The sequence below is a fragment of the Nocardia sp. CA-107356 genome (assembly GCF_050946365.1).
In the GTDB taxonomy this organism is placed as follows: domain Bacteria; phylum Actinomycetota; class Actinomycetes; order Mycobacteriales; family Mycobacteriaceae; genus Nocardia.
This window is the reverse complement of record NZ_CP191992.1, coordinates 8,137,613-8,155,089: the sequence shown is the minus strand read 5'-3', so window position 1 is coordinate 8,155,089 and position 17,477 is coordinate 8,137,613. Positions and strand designations below refer to the sequence as shown.

General features: G+C 64.1%; 20 protein-coding genes. 10 read left to right on the top strand and 10 right to left on the bottom strand.

The features are described from left to right. Window positions 1-231: 231 nt before the first annotated feature. Both ACQP1G_RS36830 and ACQP1G_RS36825 read right to left on the bottom strand, forming a co-directional pair. Window positions 232-2,262, bottom strand: coding sequence for an FAD-dependent oxidoreductase (locus tag ACQP1G_RS36830; RefSeq protein WP_433194285.1), 2,031 nt, complete (start codon window positions 2,260-2,262; stop codon window positions 232-234). Next, entirely contained in the window at window positions 2,259-2,840 is a 582-nt protein-coding gene (locus tag ACQP1G_RS36825) for a PadR family transcriptional regulator (RefSeq protein ID WP_433194284.1), read from the bottom strand. Before ACQP1G_RS36825 ends, ACQP1G_RS36830 begins: the two co-directional genes overlap by 4 nt. Window positions 2,841-2,986: 146 nt before the next feature. On the opposite strand from ACQP1G_RS36825, the gene ACQP1G_RS36820 reads away from it, so the two are divergent. After that, entirely contained in the window at window positions 2,987-4,324 is a 1,338-nt protein-coding gene (locus ACQP1G_RS36820) for an MFS transporter (RefSeq protein ID WP_433194283.1), read from the top strand. On the opposite strand, the gene ACQP1G_RS36815 is transcribed toward ACQP1G_RS36820, so the two are convergent. Further along, window positions 4,321-4,941 (bottom strand): TetR family transcriptional regulator, encoded by a 621-nt coding sequence (locus tag ACQP1G_RS36815; RefSeq protein ID WP_433194282.1) that lies wholly within the window; start codon window positions 4,939-4,941, stop codon window positions 4,321-4,323. The two genes, ACQP1G_RS36820 and ACQP1G_RS36815, sit on opposite strands and share 4 nt — an antisense overlap. A gap of 265 nt (window positions 4,942-5,206) precedes the next feature. Between ACQP1G_RS36815 and ACQP1G_RS36810 the strand changes: the two genes are divergently transcribed. Genes ACQP1G_RS36810 through ACQP1G_RS36800 form a run of 3 tightly spaced genes read left to right on the top strand, consistent with a single transcriptional unit; the run spans window position 5,207 to window position 7,771 of the window. Then, window positions 5,207-6,265, top strand: coding sequence for a ferredoxin reductase (locus tag ACQP1G_RS36810; RefSeq protein WP_433194281.1), 1,059 nt, complete (start codon window positions 5,207-5,209; stop codon window positions 6,263-6,265). 21 nt (window positions 6,266-6,286) lie between these two features. Then, entirely contained in the window at window positions 6,287-7,435 is a 1,149-nt protein-coding gene (locus tag ACQP1G_RS36805; protein ID WP_433194280.1) for a fatty acid desaturase family protein, read from the top strand. A gap of 42 nt (window positions 7,436-7,477) precedes the next feature. Continuing rightward, window positions 7,478-7,771: a hypothetical protein gene (locus ACQP1G_RS36800; protein ID WP_433194279.1), complete on the top strand. Its 294-nt coding sequence runs from the start codon at window positions 7,478-7,480 to the stop codon at window positions 7,769-7,771. 23 nt (window positions 7,772-7,794) lie between these two features. On the opposite strand, the gene ACQP1G_RS36795 is transcribed toward ACQP1G_RS36800, so the two are convergent. Beyond that, a complete protein-coding gene (locus ACQP1G_RS36795) occupies window positions 7,795-8,328 on the bottom strand; it encodes a DUF4254 domain-containing protein (protein ID WP_433194278.1) in 534 nt (177 codons plus the stop codon). 439 nt (window positions 8,329-8,767) lie between these two features. Between ACQP1G_RS36795 and ACQP1G_RS36790 the strand changes: the two genes are divergently transcribed. Then, on the top strand, window positions 8,768-9,046 hold the full coding sequence (locus tag ACQP1G_RS36790; RefSeq protein ID WP_433194277.1) for a hypothetical protein: 279 nt from the start codon (window positions 8,768-8,770) through the stop codon (window positions 9,044-9,046). Between the two features lie 236 nt (window positions 9,047-9,282). On the opposite strand, the gene ACQP1G_RS36785 is transcribed toward ACQP1G_RS36790, so the two are convergent. Together ACQP1G_RS36785 and ACQP1G_RS36780 are read right to left on the bottom strand one after the other, a co-directional pair. Further along, a complete protein-coding gene (locus ACQP1G_RS36785) occupies window positions 9,283-9,534 on the bottom strand; it encodes a hypothetical protein (protein ID WP_433194276.1) in 252 nt (83 codons plus the stop codon). Next, entirely contained in the window at window positions 9,527-9,850 is a 324-nt protein-coding gene (locus ACQP1G_RS36780) for a hypothetical protein (RefSeq protein WP_433194275.1), read from the bottom strand. Before ACQP1G_RS36780 ends, ACQP1G_RS36785 begins: the two co-directional genes overlap by 8 nt. A gap of 462 nt (window positions 9,851-10,312) precedes the next feature. Here ACQP1G_RS36780 and ACQP1G_RS36775 point away from each other — a divergent pair, with 462 nt between their 5' ends. The 4 genes from ACQP1G_RS36775 to ACQP1G_RS36760 all read left to right on the top strand — a co-directional run bounded on the left by ACQP1G_RS36775 (window position 10,313) and on the right by ACQP1G_RS36760 (window position 12,553). After that, window positions 10,313-11,260, top strand: coding sequence for a helix-turn-helix domain-containing protein (locus ACQP1G_RS36775; protein WP_433194274.1), 948 nt, complete (start codon window positions 10,313-10,315; stop codon window positions 11,258-11,260). Continuing rightward, window positions 11,250-11,447, top strand: coding sequence for a DUF397 domain-containing protein (locus tag ACQP1G_RS36770; RefSeq protein ID WP_433194273.1), 198 nt, complete (start codon window positions 11,250-11,252; stop codon window positions 11,445-11,447). Before ACQP1G_RS36775 ends, ACQP1G_RS36770 begins: the two co-directional genes overlap by 11 nt. Continuing rightward, window positions 11,405-11,650 carry a DUF397 domain-containing protein gene (locus tag ACQP1G_RS36765; protein ID WP_433194272.1) on the top strand — a complete coding sequence of 82 codons (246 nt, stop codon included), beginning with the start codon at window positions 11,405-11,407 and terminating at the stop codon, window positions 11,648-11,650. The genes ACQP1G_RS36770 and ACQP1G_RS36765 overlap by 43 nt, the downstream gene beginning before the upstream one ends. Window positions 11,651-11,878: 228 nt before the next feature. After that, window positions 11,879-12,553: a DUF4389 domain-containing protein gene (locus ACQP1G_RS36760; protein ID WP_433194271.1), complete on the top strand. Its 675-nt coding sequence runs from the start codon at window positions 11,879-11,881 to the stop codon at window positions 12,551-12,553. Window positions 12,554-12,590: 37 nt separating this feature from the next. Here the strand turns inward: ACQP1G_RS36760 and ACQP1G_RS36755 are convergent, their stop codons facing one another. From ACQP1G_RS36755 to ACQP1G_RS36745, 3 genes are all read right to left on the bottom strand, one after another. Further along, a complete protein-coding gene (locus ACQP1G_RS36755) occupies window positions 12,591-13,454 on the bottom strand; it encodes an ABC transporter ATP-binding protein (protein WP_433209147.1) in 864 nt (287 codons plus the stop codon). Between the two features lie 128 nt (window positions 13,455-13,582). Beyond that, window positions 13,583-14,416 (bottom strand): ABC transporter permease, encoded by an 834-nt coding sequence (locus ACQP1G_RS36750; protein ID WP_433194270.1) that lies wholly within the window; start codon window positions 14,414-14,416, stop codon window positions 13,583-13,585. Continuing rightward, window positions 14,409-15,197 (bottom strand): ABC transporter permease, encoded by a 789-nt coding sequence (locus tag ACQP1G_RS36745; RefSeq protein WP_433194269.1) that lies wholly within the window; start codon window positions 15,195-15,197, stop codon window positions 14,409-14,411. Before ACQP1G_RS36745 ends, ACQP1G_RS36750 begins: the two co-directional genes overlap by 8 nt. 233 nt (window positions 15,198-15,430) lie before the next feature. Here ACQP1G_RS36745 and ectB point away from each other — a divergent pair, with 233 nt between their 5' ends. Further along, a complete protein-coding gene (gene ectB, locus ACQP1G_RS36740; RefSeq protein ID WP_433194268.1) occupies window positions 15,431-16,687 on the top strand; it encodes a diaminobutyrate--2-oxoglutarate transaminase in 1,257 nt (418 codons plus the stop codon). On the opposite strand, the gene ACQP1G_RS36735 is transcribed toward ectB, so the two are convergent. Next, complete coding sequence (locus ACQP1G_RS36735; protein WP_433194267.1) at window positions 16,688-17,353, bottom strand: L,D-transpeptidase family protein; 666 nt, start codon at window positions 17,351-17,353, stop codon at window positions 16,688-16,690. It lies immediately after the preceding gene. Window positions 17,354-17,477: the final 124 nt, after the last annotated feature.

Here is a 17,477-nt window from a genome sequence, read left to right as displayed (position 1 = left end):
AGGTCGTCTCAGCGCCCATTCGCCCGGAGCGGCGGGATCCGCGGGACTCGGCTGGGAATGGGCGCTCAATTCGTCGCGACGCTGGTAATACCGCTCCCGCGCACCTTTTCTCGGGCCGCGCACGAAATCGCGGGGCGAGAACGTGTGTGGCGCATGAAAAGGTGTGCGGAAACAACGCAGAGCGCGGCCGAACAAGTGACTACCGATTCAACGGTGTGCGGCAGCTGGCCGCTATAGCCGGGCCGCCAGTCGTGTGCCCTGGTCGATCGCGCGCTTGGCGTCGAGTTCGGCTGCCAGCTCCGCGCCGCCGATCACGTGGATGTCGGCTCCGGCGGCGCGCAGCGGCTCTTCCAGTTCGCGTACGGATTCCTGGCCTGCGCAGATGATGACGTTGTCGACCGGGATCAGTTGGGGGCGTTGGCGTTTTTCGCCGAAGCTGATGTGCAGGCCGTTGTCGTCGATGCGCTCGTAGTTCACACCGCCGACGTGTTCGACGCCCTTGGCTTTCAGTGCGGCGCGATGCACCCAGCCGGAGGTTTTGCCGAGGTCCTTGCCGAAGGGGGTGGACTTGCGTTGCAGCAGAACGACTTCGCGGGCGGCGGGGGCGGGCTTGGGCTCGGTGAGCTGGCCGGGGGCCTGCTCGTCCGCAGAGTCGACGCCCCACTCTTGCTTCCACTCGTCCAGTTTGAGCGCAGGATGTCCTTCGACAGTGAGGTATTCGCTCACGTCGTAGCCGATGCCGCCCGCGCCGATGACGGCGACGCGCTTGCCGACGGCGCGCTCTTCGCGCACCAGTTCGGCGTAGGACAGCACCATCGGGTGATCGATGCCGGGAATATTCGGAATGCGCGGGCGCACACCAGTGGCCAGCACGATGTCGTCGTAGCGCGCCTCGATCAGCTCCGCCGCGGTGACCCGCTTGTTGAGGTGCACGGTCACGCCGGTGACCTCGAGCATCCTGGTGTAGTAGCGGATCGACTCGTTGAACTCTTCCTTGCCCGGAATGCGGCGGGCGATATCGAATTGCCCGCCGATCTTGTCGTCGGCCTCGAATAGGTCTACCCGGTGCCCACGTTCGGCGAGATTGACCGCCGCTGAGAGTCCGGCCGGGCCGGCGCCGACGACCGCGACGCGTTTGGTGCGTCGGGTCGGCAGCAGCTTCAGTTGGGTTTCGTGGCCCGCGCGCGGGTTCAGCAGGCAGGAGACGGTTTTGTGCTGGAAGGCGTGGTCCAGGCAGGCCTGGTTGCAGGCGATACAGGTGTTGATCTCGTCGACCCGGTCGGCGGCGGCCTTGTTGACCCATTCCGGATCGGTGAGGAACGGCCGGGCCAGCGAAACCAGTTGCGCATCACCGCGAGTGAGGATTTCCTCGGCGATCTCGGGCATATTGATCCGGTTGGAGGCGCAGACCGGAATGTTCACCTGCGCGGTGATCTTCGCGGTGAATTCGACGAAGGCTGCCCGCGGCACCGAGGTGACGATGGTCGGGACACGCGCCTCGTGCCAGCCGATATCGGAATTCAGAATGCTCGCGCCCGCGGCTTCGAGTTCCTTTGCCAGCGCGACGATTTCGTCGAATGTCTGGCCTTTCTCGACCAATTCGGCCATGGACAGCCGGAATACGATGATGAAGTCGGGTCCGACCGCGGCGCGGGTGCGGCGCACGATCTCCACCGCGATCCGGTGCCGGTTCTCCGCCGATCCGCCCCACCTGTCGGTGCGCTTATTGGTGCGCGGCGCGAGGAACTGGTTGATGAAATAGCCTTCACCGCCCATGATTTCGCAGCCGTCATAGCCCGCGAATTGGGCCAGCTTCGCGCAGCGGGCGTAGTCGTCGATGGTCTGCTCGATGCCGCGCGCGGAGAGCTTGCGCGGCCGGAACGGGTTGATCGGTGCCTTGATCGAGGACGCCGAAACACTGCCCGGCATATACGAATAGCGGCCCGCGTGCAGGATCTGGATGGCGATCTTGCCGCCTTCCTTGTGCACCGCCCTGGTGATCACCCGGTGCCGGTACGCCTCGGTCTTATTGGTGAGCTTGGCGCCGAACGGCAACAGCCAGCCGGTGCGGTTCGGGGCATAGCCGCCGGTAATGATGAGACCGACACCGCCGCGGGCGCGTTCGGCGAAATAGGCGGCGAGCCGGTTGGTATCCCAGGCGCGATCCTCCAGGCCGGTATGCATCGACCCCATGATCACGCGATTGCGCAGCGTGGTGAAGCCGAGGTCGAGGGGCTCGAAAAGATGGGGGAACGAACTCATCGCTGAGTCTCACCTTTCTTCGGGTCCGCGTGCGGGGCTGTTGCACGGGGTTGCAGGGCTTGCAGTACTTCGTCGCACCATTCGATGAATCCGGATTCGACGCGAATGCCCGCGCGTAGCACGAGGTACTGGTGCAGTGGGGTTCCGGAGAGCTGATCCGGAGCCGGGAAGTCGCGCTTCTCGATCAGCCGGAACAGTTCGAGCCGCTGGTTGTGCTGATCGCGATGCCGGACGACCTCATTGCAGAGCGCGCCGATATCGCCGTGCGCGGCGGCGCGGATCTTCACCCCGAGTTCGTTGCGCGGTATGGAGGTATCCGTCGGCGCGGCGATCCAGCGGGCCAATTCGGCGCGTCCCGCCTCGTTCACCGAGTAGACCTTCTTATCGGGCCTGCCCTCCTGGGCCACCACTTCGCTGCTCAACCATCCGGATTCCTCCATGCGCTTGAGCACCCGATAGATCTGCTGATGGGTAGCGCTCCAGAAGAAGCCGATGGACTTGTCGAAGCGGCGCGCCAGCTCATAGCCCGAACCGGCGCGCTCGGTCAGCGATACCAGCAGCGCATGTTCGAGGGCCATGGGGCAAGGTTATCGTTACAGCCAGTACTATGCAACTGAGTGCATAGCTGTCTTGGTATCGAGGGTTGCCCAGCCTGCCGACGTGATCCGCATTAGGCTGCGCCCATGAGGGCGGCATCGCGCAGCGATTCGATGGTGGTGGTCGCGTGACGGGTAGGCCCGAGGTCGACGCGCAGTCGACTGTTGGACAGGCCGCCGGGCGCGGGCACGTGCTGGCGTGGGGGTTGTGGGATTGGGGGTCCTCGGCGTTCAACGCGGTGATCCTGACCTTCGTCTTCTCGGTGTACCTGACCGATAAGGTCGGCGACGATCTGCCGGGCGGGGTGTCGTCGAGCGCCTGGCTCGGTTGGGCCCTCGGCCTGGCGGGTTTCGTGGTCGCGCTCACCGCGCCGATCAGCGGGCAGCGCTTCGACGCGAGCGCGAAACGCAAAGGCTCCCTTGGCGTGCTGACCGCGCTGACCATCTTGTCGATGGCACTGATGTTTTTCGTGCACGACGATTACCGGTACTTCTGGCTCGGTCTGGTCCTGCTCGGCTTCGGCTCGGCATTCTTCGAATTGGCGGGCGTGCCTTACAACGCGATGCTGCGCCAGGTCTCCACGCCCGACGATGTCGGCCGGATCTCCGGATTCGGCTGGGCTATGGGCTATTTCGGCGGCATCTTCATCCTGCTGATCAGCTATTTCGGCTTCATCTCCGGCCATGGAGATAACCGCGGCCTGCTCGGCGTTCCCATCGACGACGGCACGAATATCCGGTTGGTTGCGATGCTGGCGGCCGTGTGGTTCGCGGTCTTCGCGCTGCCGGTATTGCTGGCCGTGCCCGAATTACCGCGCACCAATGCCGATCCGGGCGCGGCGAAGGCCGGATTCTTCGGCTCCTACCGGGTGCTGGTGCGGGATCTGCGCGAACTCTGGGCCGTCGATCGACGCACCGTCAGCTTTCTGATCGCCAGCGCGATCTTCCGGGACGGCTTGGCCGGTGTGTTCACCTTCGGTGCGATCCTGGCCGTGCGGGTCTACGGCATCGCCGATTCCGATGTGCTGCTCTTCGGTATCGCCGCGAATGTCGTTGCGGCGCTCGGCGCGATCACCGCGGGCCGTTTCGACGACCGCGTCGGCCCGAAGATCGTGATCGTCACCTCGTTGATCGCCATGGTGATCTGCGGCATCGCGTTGTTGCTGGTCTCCGGTCCGGTCATGTTCTGGATCTTCGGCCTACTGCTGACGATCTTCGTCGGTCCCGCCCAATCCGCCTCCCGCTCCTTTCTGACCCGGCTGGCCCCACCCGGGCGCGAAGGCCAGATGTTCGGCCTCTACACCACTACGGGCCGCGCCGTATCCTTCCTGGCCCCAGCTCTTTTCGGCTTCTTTGTCTGGGCCTTCGATACCGATCGCGCGGGCATTGTCGGCATCCTGGTAGTCCTCGCGCTCGGTCTGGCGGCTCTGCTGCCGGTCCGCGGGCCGGAGCGGACCGCGGCCTAACGGTCCTTGGACGGCAACCAGGCGGCCATGCCGAGAGCGATCAGCCGGACCTGGCGGATGGTGCGGTCGACGATGGCGGGTTGATCGCGGGGTGTGGCGGCCACATAGTCGGCGATGCAGTCGGCGACTGTGGAGACGATCAGGTCGGCGGCCAGTTCGAGGTCTTCGGGGGACCAGGAGTCCAGGTCCGGAATGCGGGAGAGGTCGACGACCAGTTCGCGGACGATCAATTGCAGTTCGAGCGCGATGGCGTGCTGCAGGGCGGCCGAACCGCCGCGGCGTTCGCGGGTGATGAAGCCGAAGAGTTCGCGCTTGGTGGCGACCTGATCGAAGACGAACCGCACCGTCTCCGAAAGCCGGGCATCGGGCGTGCGGCGCAGTTGGCGCAGGGCCAGGCGCAGCGCGCGGATGCCCTCGTCGACCAGGGCCGCGCCGAGATCGTCGAGTGAGGCGAAGTGCCGGTAGAAGGCGGTGGGCACAATGCCCGCGGAACGGGCGATTTCACGCAGGCTCAGCGCACCGAAGCCGCGCTCGGCGGCGAGCGTAAGTGTGCCGTCGAGCAGGGCCTGCCTGGTGCGCTCCTTACGTTCCAACCGGGTAGCTGCGGGCTCGCTCATCACAGTGAGCATACATCCGTTCACCATTCGTCCATTCCAAGGATGTAGTTCGGGTCACATCAATTGCTGGTTGACACCGGACCCGGTCCATCAGTCACACTTGTTGAGTGTACAGACGTGCACTGAAATCTTCACCGAAGAAGATCGGGAGCACGCCGCAGCCCGATAAGCAGAGGTACCCGGCGGCGTGCGCTCAGGGTCCGGAGGCGGCAGCTTGCGTGACCACGCAGGACCCGCGCACGCCGCGAATTGAACGGAGAACCGCATGGTGGGACTTCTCGACCTGGTGCAAACCCTGACCACACCACACCCACTGGATCGCTACCTGGAACTCGTCCGTCCGACGCTGACGGTCCGCGAGCTCCGGGCCGAGATCACCCACGTCCGCCGCTCGGCGCCGGGGTCGGTGACGCTGACCCTGCGTCCCACTCGACAGTGGCGCGGCCACGCCGCCGGGCAATATGTGCAGATCGGCGTCGTGATCGACGGCATCCGGCACACCAGGTGCTACTCGCCGGTGAATCCGGAGGCCCGGCGCGACCGGCACATCGAACTGACCGTCAGGGCGCATCCGGGCGGCCTGGTCTCGCAATACCTGTACCGCAACGCCGTACCGGGCATGGTCGTCAGCCTCGAACCCGCCGACGGTGTCTTCCGGCTCCCCGAACCGCGCCCCGAACGGGTGCTGCTGATCAGCGGCGGCAGCGGCATTACGCCGGTGCTCTCGATGTTGCGCACCCTGGCGGATGAGGGCTACCCGGGCGAAGTCGCCTTCCTGCATTACGCGAAGTCGCCAGCAGTGGTGCCACATCGCGCGGAATTGGACGCGATCGCACAGGCGTACAAGAACTTTCACATCGAAGTGCGCCATCCCGGTGACGGCTCCGGCTATTTCGACTACGACCAGCTCGAACGTATCGCGCCATGGTTCGCCGACGGCGAGACCTATGTCTGCGGCCCGCAGGGCCTGATGGACGCGGTGCGCAAGATCTTCGAGGCCGAACAGCTGGACCACCGGCTGCACGCCGAGGAGTTCACCCTGTCCACGACACCAGTCGACGCGGACGAGGCCGTCGGCACGGTCAGCTTCGCGGCCAGTGGAAAGACCGCCGAGAACAACGGCGCGGTCCTGCTGGAGCAGGCCGAGGCCGCAGGCCTTACCCCGGAGTACGGCTGCCGGATGGGTATCTGCTTTTCCTGCACCGCGGTTCGGCGCAGCGGTTGCACCCGCAATGTGCGCACCGGCCAAACCGACAGCGATCCGGATCAGCCCATCCAGCTCTGCATCAGCGCGCCCGTCGGCGACGTCGAGATCGATATCTGACAAAGCAAGGGGACTACAGCAATGACAATTTTGACCGAAACGAAAGATGGCCCGCTGGTATTGAGCCCGGACCAGGTCGAGGAACTCGGCCGGGCACTGGACGACCTGCGCGCCCGTACTGTCGCCGATCTCGGCGACCGCGACCGCGAATACATCTACTCGATCATCAAGGCGCAGCGCGGTTTCGAGATCGCCGGTCGCGGCCTGATGTACCTGGGCTTCCTGCCGCCGTTCTGGCTGGCCGCGGTCGCCGCGCTGAGTGTGTCGAAGATCCTGGACAATATGGAGATCGGCCACAACGTCATGCACGGCCAGTATGACTGGATGCGTGAACGCGGCCTGAATTCCCGTGAATTCGAATGGGATAACGTCTGCCCGGCGGATCAGTGGAAGCATTCGCACAACTACATGCACCACACCTACACCAATATCCACGGCATGGACCGCGATATCGGCTACGGCATCCTGCGCATGGACGAGGGACAGAAGTGGAATCCGCTGCGCCTCGGCCAGCCGCTCTACGCCTTTGGGCTGATGGTGCTGTTCGAGTGGGGTGTGATGGGCCATGACCTCGAGGTGGAGAACATCCTTCGGGGCAAGCGGTCCTGGTCCGATGTCAAGAAGCTGGTAAAGGGCCAGTGGCGTAAGGCCGGTCGGCAGGTTCTCAAGGACTATGTCGTCTTCCCGGCGCTGACCGGTCCGCTGTTCCTGAGCACGCTCGCCGGGAACGCCGCCGCGAATCTGGTGCGCAACCTCTGGGCCTTCTCCATCATCTTCTGCGGCCACTTCCCCACGGGCGTACAGACGTTCACCGAAGAGGAGACCGCCGAGGAGACCCGCGGCGAGTGGTACGTCCGGCAGATGCTCGGCTCGGCCAACATCACCGGCGGCAAGCTGTTCCACATCATGTCCGGTAATTTGTCGCACCAGATCGAGCACCATCTGTTCCCGGATCTGCCCGCGAACCGCTATCCGCAGATGGCGCCCGAGGTCAGGGAACTGTGCGAGAAGTATGGATTGCCGTACAACACGGGTTCACTCGGAAAGCAGGTCGGATCGGTCTGGCTGAAGATTTTCAAGCTGGCCCTGCCGCCGTTCTTGGTCGGGAAGGAGTCCACGCCCGGTGTTATTGTGATGCGACAGCGGAACGCAACCGAAGTGGGCGTGTGAATGATCGGGAAATTCGAAAGCAACAAGGACCTAATTCAAGAATTGACTTCGTCGGGCGCACGTCATGTCGGAAATATCGCGAGCATCATCACCGGCACCGTCGCAGAGGTCACCCGGGAGATCGGTGAGTGGATCACCGACGCTATCGAGATGAACGAGGCCGCGGCCGCCGCGCGTAAAGACGCGGCGGAGCAACGGGGCGAAGAACTCCTCGACGACGATGATTTCGCGGGCACCGCCGTCCAGGACCGGGCCGATGTGTCCTATGACGCGGAGGTCGAGCCGACCACCTCGTTCGTCGAGGCCGAGGTGGTTGAGCCCAACAACGATCGATAGGGGGCTCGAGACCCCCTTGGTGATCACCACACCGGCAGTCTGCGCCGGTGTTCGATCACATCGGTGATCAGATCCTTGTATCCGTCGGCCAGTTCGGCCAACCGGCTCCACTGCAGTTGGGCGTCATCGTCCAGCTGCAGTGGGTGCGGGTCGACGGGTGCCGAAATTCCCAATGCGTGTTGTGCCGCAACCCATTTCGCCGCCATCCGATCGATGACGGCGCCGAGGGTCTCGGTGTGCAGTGAGGCGCCGGTGCGGTGCTGCACATGGCTGGCGACCCAATTGTCGATGCGGCCCACTAGATCCGTTCGGTGCGCATCGGTGTCGTCGACGAGTTGCAGGCACTTGGTGACACAGCTGCTCGACGCGTCCGGCGCATGCGCCGCCAGCAGCGCGTTATGCCTGCGTTCATGGCATTCGACCAACTCGCGCGCCACGGCGAGCACGCGGTGCCGGTGCCGATTCGGATTGTCGGGTTCGCGAAATGCGCTCAGTAGCGCCGTTGACGATGGCAGCTCGTCGGCTCCGATACGGCCTGTGGCGTATTCGGTAGGCATGATGCACGCCCCTGCGGTAACGATTGATGTGTTTGGATGCGCCAGGGCCGAGGAGGATTTCGGGGAGGGGCACCCCTCGGCTCCGGCGCAGCCCCGCGCCCCGGACGTCCCCCATACAGTCCACCAGCACGGCAAAGAAACCGGGAAATCCGCGACGATGCGATGAGGAAGACGGCCCGAGAAAATCGGGACCTTTTCAGGAAAGCGCGATAGTCGAATCGGCGCAATAGAATGGTGTAGAAACAGATGAGCTGCCGAGAAATCGTTATGATCCGTTACGGATCGGTCACATGCGCGCCACCATTCACGCCTTACCGGAATCTGTGAGCGCATGGGCAGCAACCACTTCTGGCGAGGCGCACCCACGACCTCGTTCGATCGACTAGCCTCGACGTTTGTGCCCGCTTATGTGTCTTCGCCCGAGCTGACATTCGGGTTCATGTTCGCGCTGGAAGACCCCGAGCGAATCGCCGAGGTCGTGCGCACGCTCATCCTCCGCAAGACGGTGTCGGTGTTCCGACTCGCACGCCTGTCCGATGACGACGGACCGCCCGAACGCTATGTCGTGAACTGGGCGGTGATCCCGCAGATTTCGATCACCACCAGCGCCCCTGATCCGGACGAGCTGGAGGCGAGCCAGATCATGCTGGTGAACGCCTTCCTCGGCGAGGAGGGCGAAGTGAGTTTGTACTCGGCCCAGGGGCAGGCGCCCGGCTGATCCTCTTGTGCGCAACGGCAACTGGCGGATAAGCCGCACTGGGAACAACTTTCGATCCGCCCCGATCGCGCTTGGCTTCGGGGCGGCTCCGTTTGCTCCGCGCATATCCTCTGGACTTCACGCATACCTTCGGGTCGGTGGCGCGGCGTTTCGTGCGGTGAGTCGGTATGCGAGGTTCGCGAGGAGGCCGGCATGGTGGTGGTGTCGATATTTCGGTCTCTCGGCTGTGCCAGGGCTCATGGCTCCTCGCTATCGTGGACGTAGTTCGATTCGACGGTGATTGCTTCGGCTTCGTCCAGGTCGTCGTCGTACTCTGTGGGCCAGCCGTCCGCACCGATCTCGCACAGTGAACCGTCCGCGCGCTCGCACACCGGGTTGCTATCGACCGGGGCCAGTTCGAGTTTGAGCCGGGTGACTTCGTGGAAGGCGGCGAGCAATACCAGGACGGATGGGGCGATGTCGTTTCGCTGGGGCCGATTCTCAGTCATCCGAGTTACGTCCCAACGGATTCGGGAGATCTGAGGCGCGCAGCAGGGCCGTCCAGTAGTCATTGCGGAGCGCATCCCAGAGGTCGTCGTGCTCCGGGAGCAACTGGCGCGCGTCGACCAGATCGGGGTAGGTGTCGAACATGATCGTTCCGGGTTGTGCGTCGGGAAGTAGCGTGCGCGAGGGGAGTCGATGGGCGGTGAACGCTTCGTGCGGGAACTGCACGCGCAGGATCCGTGCGGAACTGCGGATCAGCTGCCAGACGGCGGTTTTGCGGCCGTCCTGAGTTCGGGTGGTGCGCAATGCATCTCGTCGCATTACGACACCTTCCCGTTGGTGCGCCCGATGCCGGGGGACTCGACACCCCGGCACCGGGACGGTTCTGCGGGCGCAGACCGGTCTGCCCACTCGCGGACGGCGTCGGCGAACTGTTCGACTACCTCGGCGGAAGCGCCGGTGTAGATTGCGGGCGGCCCGATGAACGGGTCTCGCTGTGGAAGCTCTCCGCTCGGCATGTGCGACCTCCAGACCTTGACGAATGTTTGGTGCGCCCGGTCCCGACAACCCCTGAATGTCGACGGGACGGGAGTGGACCTGCTGGAGGGGTTAGCGGGTCGTTCTCCCTGCCGGGCGCACATCGAGCACACACCGTGCAGTCGTGAAAGACACTCGAAATTGGATGATCCATTGCAAGTCATCAGAATTTCCTGCGGAGGATCCTGCGGGTGCGGCACGATCGTCCGGAAAGTGGCACACCACCATCCAGCCAGGAGGTTCGCGTTGTCCATACACGACTCAGCATCCGAACGGGCACCGAAGGCGAGGTCCAGGCAACCCGCCAAGCCGGGTGCGGAAGTCGGCTCGACCGTCCCGCGGCGGCAACTCGGACGGCATCTACGCGAGCTGCGCCAACAGACCGGGATGTCTATCGCCGAGGTCGCCAAATTGATCGAACGCGGGGCGACCACCCTGCAGCGGCTCGAAGCCGGTACCGCCGATCGAATCCGCTTGTGGGATATAGAGGCGCTGTGCCGGGTGCTGGGCGCGGACGAGACGACCACCGATGCGCTGAAGGGACTCGCGCAGCAGGGGAACACCGAGAGCTGGTGGCATGAATACGGGGATCTGATCCCGAAAGACTTCGATGTGTACATCGGCCTGGAATCGGCGGCGAGCACGCTCACGTCGTTCCAAGAACTCGTGCCGGGACTGTTTCAAACCCCCGGTTATGCCGAGTCCCTGATCCGCGCGGTGTACCCGGAGGAGCCATCGTCTGAGATCACCCGCAGGGTAGAGATGAAGATGCACCGCCAGAGACTCATCACGCGGAAAGGTCGCCCCGCTGCCGTCGATGTCATCTTGGATGAATCAGTCCTGCGCCGGATGGTCGGAAGTCCGCGAATTATGGCCGAGCAGCTGCGCTATCTGGCCGACCTCAGCACCAAGCCCAATATCACGGTGCGGGTCCTGCCCTACGTGGCTGGTGTTCCACTGGGCGATCTGACCGGCCCGTTCACCATCGTGGACTTCGCCTCGGATGCCAAAGGCAAGCACGAACCGTCAGTGGTCTACGTTGAGAACTTCACGGGTGATATGTATCTGGAGCGCCCGGGAAGCGTCAGTCGATATCGGACAGCGCACGAGGCCATCGGTCGCGTAGCGTTGAGTGCGCAGTCAAGTAGGGACCTGCTTCGCAGGGCAGCAAGGGAGTACGAGCGTGAGCGTTGACCTGTCCGGGGCCCAGTGGTTCAAGAGCACTCGCAGCGGGGGCAGCAAGGACTGTGTGGAAGTCGCCTTCCTCGATGACGGTCAGGTCGGCGTACGTGACTCGAAGGACCCCACCGGGCCGGCGCTCGTATTCACGCCGAGCGTGTGGGACTCGTTCATTGCCGGTGCCAAGGACCATGTCGAGTGAGTGCCGACATATCGAAAGCGGATTGGTTCAAGAGCAGCCGGAGTTCGGCTAACGCAGAGTGCGTGGAAGTTGCGTTCCTCGACGGCGACATGGTCGGGGTTCGTGACTGCAAGAACCCGGCCGGTCCCGCCTTGGTCTTCACACCCGGTGAATGGGATGCCTTCACGGCTGGTGTAGCCGACGGAGAGTTCAAGCGTCCGTAGGGGGTTCGCCCCGAAGACCCGAGCGGCCCTCAGTATCAAGCTGGGGGCCGCTTTGTGTTCGCGGACGTCTGGGCCGCTGCGGGGAACGCGATTCACCGCACCTGCCGGGCACCTTTTCGTTGGCATGTCGGTATCGGAACGTGGCATGAGCGGATGCCCAGTACGGGACAATCAGGACATTCCTCACTCGTTGTCGAGGCATCGAAGCACCTGGAAGGAGCATCGATTATGGAGCCCGAGAACACCGCCAAAGCCGTGAGTCCGGTCAATCCGGTTCGTGTCCGAGGAGATCTCGATCCCGCCCTATCGCGGTGGATGTGGCTGGTCAAGTGGATCCTGGCCATCCCGCACGCCATTATTCTGGTTTTCCTGTACATCGCGTACGTGATCGTTTCGGTGATCGCATTCTTCGCGATCCTGATCACCGGGCAGTATCCGCGCGCGCTGTTCGACTTCAACGTCGGTGTCATGCGTTGGGGTTGGCGGGTCGGCTTCTACGCCTACTCGGTGCTCGGCACCGATAAGTACCCACCGTTCAGTCTGCAATCGGATCCCGACTATCCGGCGGATCTGGAGATCGACTATCCGGAGCAGCTGAGTCGTGGTCTGGTGCTGGTGAAGTGGTGGCTGCTGGCCATTCCGCACTACCTGATCCTCGCCGCGATCTTCAGTGCCGGTATGGGCGGCAAGTACGGCTGGGGCGGTTTCTCGCTGGCCAATGTGCTGGTGCTGATCGCGGCGGTGGCACTGCTGTTCACGGCGGTTTATCCCAAGGGCCTGTTCGATTTCCTACTCGGCGTGCATCGCTGGTACATCCGGGTCAGTGCCTATGCCTCGCTGATGCGCGACGAATACCCGCCGTTCCGACTCGATCAGGGCGCTCGCGAACCCGAAAGTGACTGAATAGCAACCGAACCGGGAGCCGGACAGCGAGTAGCGGTCACCACGCGGATTCATAGATCCGCCGGACCACATCTTCGATGTCCGGCTCTTCTATGGACAGGTCGCGTACTTCGGCGCGATCGGAGACCGCGGCGAGAACCTGTGCCGCCGTGGTCGCTTCGGCATCGAAGGCCAAGCGCTGTCGCATCCCGTCGCCCTCGCTGGTCAGCAGTTCGGTACACGGCAGATCGTCCAGATTGCGGGTGGGTTCGACCAGATCGACGACCAGTACCCGCCGGGCGCCCACCCGCACCGCGAGTCCGGTCAGTGAACCGTCGTACACCAGACTGCCGCGATCGACGACCAGCACGCGATCGCAGAGCCGTTCGATATCGCCCATATCGTGGGTGGTGAGCAGCAGCGTGGTGCCACGCTCGGTGCGTTCGGCGCGTAGGAATTCGCGTAGTCGCTGTTTCGACAGCACATCCAGGCCGATGGTCGGCTCGTCGAGAATGATCAATTCGGGGGAGTGCAGCAGCGCCGCGGCGACCTCGGCTCGCATGCGCTGACCCAGCGAGAGCTGGCGCACCGGCGTATCCAGTGTCTCGGCCATCTCCAACTGTTCGACCAACTCGTAGGTACGTTTATGCGCGACATCGGATTCCAGCCGGTGGATGGCGGCTAGAATCGAAAACGATTCGCGCAGCGGCAGATCCCACCACAGCTGGGAGCGCTGGCCGAAGACCACCCCGATCCGGGCGGCGAGTTCGCGCCGCTGCCGCACCGGGTCCAGACCGCAGGTGCGCACGGTGCCCGTGGTCGGGACCAGGATGCCGGTCAACATCTTGATCGTGGTGGATTTCCCCGCCCCGTTCGCCCCGATATAGCCGACCGCCGAGCCCCGTTCGATCCGAAACGTCATCCGGTCCACTGCGGTGAGCGTCTCGCGGCGGCGTCGCCAGCGGTGTCCGGTCTTGCGATGCAGGATGAACTCTCTTGTCAGGTTCTCGATGTCGATAATCGAGTCCGATAACGCACTCTCCACCACGCTTATCCGCCGCCTCCCTGATAGTGCCGAGTACCTAGTCGCCACAAGCTCAACGCGAGCAGCCACACCCACAGCGCCGCCAACGGGGTGAACCAGGCCAGCCAGGACGGCAGCAGCGGCGGGCCGGGTAGGTGCAGGAGTGCGATGGTCGGCAGATATGCCGTGAACGCCACCGGAATCGCGAAGCCGAACACCAACTGCAGCGACGTCGGGAACACCGAAGCGGGTTGCATCGCAGCGAAGGATCCCCCATAAGTGAAACTGTTGGTCAGTTCCGCACCGTCGATCAGGTAGAACTGTGCGCCCGCAGCGCAGACGAACAGGCCGCCGAAGAGGGCGACGCCACCTAGCAGAGTAGTCGTCAGGAGTACGAAAGTTTGGGGCCCCCACTCGATATCGTTGCGAATCAGTCCCCAACCGAGCACGGTGATCGCCACCGCGGCGCGGGCCAACCGGCGCAGGGAAATATCGCTGGTAATGAGCTGCAGGAGCAGGGGTTGGGGGCGTAGGTGGTACGCGTCGAGCATGCCGAGCCGGATGAGCGTCGGTAGCGAATCGAGGTGGCCGAACAGGACTTGGGCCAGTGCGAATCCGGTATTGCTGAGGCCGAACAGCAAAAGTGCGTCGTCCAGGTCGAGCCCGCCGAGCACCCCGACGTTGTGGTAGATGACCCACACCTCGGCGAACTCGACGATGCCGATCAGGAAGGCGCTGAATACCTCACTGGCGAAGGACAACCGGTAGGTGCGCTGGGCCCGCATCCGGGACCGCAACACGGCCGCGTACGGGGTGAACCAGGTTCCGGCCGGTACGGGCGTATACGGGGGCTCAGCCACCCTGCACCTCCAGCCTGCGGCGTCCGGCCGCCAACAGCACCCGGCCGACGGCACCGACCGCGAGAACCCAGAACACCTGTGTGGCAACGACTGTCACGCTGGCCAGCCCGGTTACCCGGCCCGACAGGATGTCGATCGGCGACTGCAGGATCGACGGGAACGGGGTGGTTTGCGCGACGGTGCGCAGCCATGCCGGGAACATGTGGACCGGCACGAACAGCCCGGCCAGAAACGTGCCGCAAATCTGGTATAGCACCCGAATACCGCGTGTTTCTACTACCCAGAATCCGATCAATCCGACGGCGAAAAGGCATAGAAACGACAACGCTACGGCTAGAACCACACTGACCAGTCCGAGTAGATAGGGCCCCGGTGTGCCGGGCATGGCGAGCCCGAAGGTGAGTACGCCGACCAGCACACTCGGCGCGCCGCGCGGCAGGATCGTGCAGGCGGCACGGCCGAGATCGATAGTGAGATAACTGAATTGGACATCGACCGGACGCAAGAAGTCGATCGCGATATCGCCGTTCTTGACCCGGTCCACCAATTCCAGTGGTGGTCCCATGAATTGGGTCGCGCCGAGCAGGCCCTGGGACAGCCAGACATAGGCGCCGATCGATCCCGCGTCGTAACCACCGAACCCGCCGGAGGCGCGCACCGCGGCCATCATGACCGCTGCGCGCACGAACCCGAAGATGCAGTTGGTGAAGAGTCCGGCGAACATCGCGAGCTTGTACTGGGATTGGCGTCGGAATCCGGCTCGGGCGAGATAGAGATACAACCGTGCGGTTCGTAAGGCGGGTGCCGCGACGGGCCGCAATCTGTCGCTCTCCGCTCTGCCGCGCACAAACGGTTAACTCTACGGCGAGCGGGCGGACGCGCGGTAGGTGTGCGCGCGATTTTTGGAAAAGTGCTACAAACCCGGTGCGCCAATGTTAGAAACACAGTCACTTCAGATTTGCCCTCGCATCGAGTGGGCGGAGCCGCCCGCGCGCGCGACAGGAAGGATCGTCGATGACTGTCGTCCAGATGACCGTTTTCGAGGCGCTCGAGTCGAACGTGCGCGGGTACAGCCGAGCCTGGCCGACCGTCTTCGACACCGGCAGCGGTGCCTGGCTGCGTGATGAGAACGGTAAGGATTACCTCGACTTCTTCGCGGGCGCGGGCGCACTCAACTACGGCCACAACAACCCCATCCTCAAGCGGGCGCTGATCGAATACATCGTCGGTGACGGGATCACCCACAGCCTCGACATGTCGACCGTCGCCAAGCGGGGACTGCTCGAGACCCTGCGTGACCGGATCTTCGCGCCACGCGCACTGGACTACAAGGTGCAGTTTCCCGGCCCGACCGGCGCGAATGCCGTTGAGGCCGCGCTGAAGCTGGCCAGAAAAGTCACCGGACGCCAGACCGTTCTCAACTTCACGAACGCCTTCCACGGCATGTCGCTCGGTGCGCTGTCGGTGACCGGCAATGCCGCCAAACGCGCCGGAGCCGGTGTGCCGCTGGTGCATGTGACGCCCATGCCCTACGACGGGTTCCTCGACGAGCACGACGACCTGCGCTGGATGCGGCGCGCACTGGACGATTCGTCCTCCGGCCTCGACAAACCCGCCGCGGTGATCGTGGAGACGGTGCAGGGCGAGGGTGGTGTGAATGTCGCACGCGCGCAATGGCTGCGAGAACTGGCCGAATTGTGCGCGGCGCGCGGCATCTTGCTGATCGTCGACGATGTGCAGATGGGTTGCGGACGGACCGGTGGGTTCTTCTCGTTCGAACTCGCCGGTATCACCCCCGACATCGTGACCCTGTCCAAATCGATCGGCGGCTACGGATTGCCCATGGCGCTGGTGCTTTTCAAGCCAGAACTCGACCAGTGGGCGCCCGGCGAACACAACGGCACCTTCCGCGGCAACAACGCGGCATTCGTCACCGCGCGAGTGGCGCTCGAGCACTACTGGTCCGACAGCGCGCTGGAGTTCGCGACGTTGGCCAAGGGGGAACTCGTGGCGGGCGCCCTTGCCGACATCGCGGCGGCATTTCCCGGTGTGTCGACCCGTGGACGTGGGCTGGTACACGGACTTGTCTTCGAGGACGCGTCACGTGCGGGCAAGGTATGTCAACTCGCCTTCGAACGTGGGCTGCTCGTCGAAACCTCCGGCTCCACCGACGAAGTGGTGAAGCTGTTGCCGCCGTTGACCATTACCGAGGAGGAGTTGGACCGAGGGCTGGCGGTGCTCGCCGGTGCGGTCGAGGTCATCTGCGGATAGTCAGCGGCCCGTGATTCCGATGTTGATCACCGGATGCGCGCCGGGATCCAGCCATCGCATGACGGTGCGGAGATCGGCGGCCGCGATCGCGACGCACCCCGCGGTCGGGCGCCCGGTCTCGATATGCAGGAAGAACGCCGATCCCGCGCCCGCCACGACCGGCTGGCGGTTGTAGTCGATCACCACGGCGTGGTCGTAGGCCACACCCGCCATGCCGAGATTCTCGCTGGCATGCTCGTCGAATTCGCAAGTGCCCGTCGCGCAATGGGCATAGCGGTTGTAGTTCGGCGCATCGGCGTCGGAGACCCACCAGTCCGCATCGCCGACCTGCCGATAGGGAAGGCTGGTCCCGTCGTTCGGTGCGATCCCGAATGCCTCGGTGAGCGTCCAGACACCAGCGGGAGTGTGTGCCGAGTTCTCGCTTGCGCGGCCGATGCCGTCGCGCCCGACGAATGCCGGCAGTGGCCCGATCTCGGCCCGCCACCCGCCGGGGAAGCGTTGCCAGGCAGTCAGTGTCGCTGTTGTCGCAGTGGTGTCTGCCGCGACGACGGTGAGCAGCTGCGTGGCATCGCCGTGGTACGGCAGCGGCAGGTCCGGCCGCGGGGCGCTGGTGCACGCGGCGACTGCGGCCAGCAGCACGATGAGCAGCGATATCCGTATCGACAACTGATACCTCCCGAAATATGCGCCAGCCCCCAGGGGTGTCGACCTTACTGGCGCGTGCAACCGTCGTCCGGCGATCGCGAGGGCGTGGCATCCGATGTCGACTACCCGTGCATCAACTGGTGAT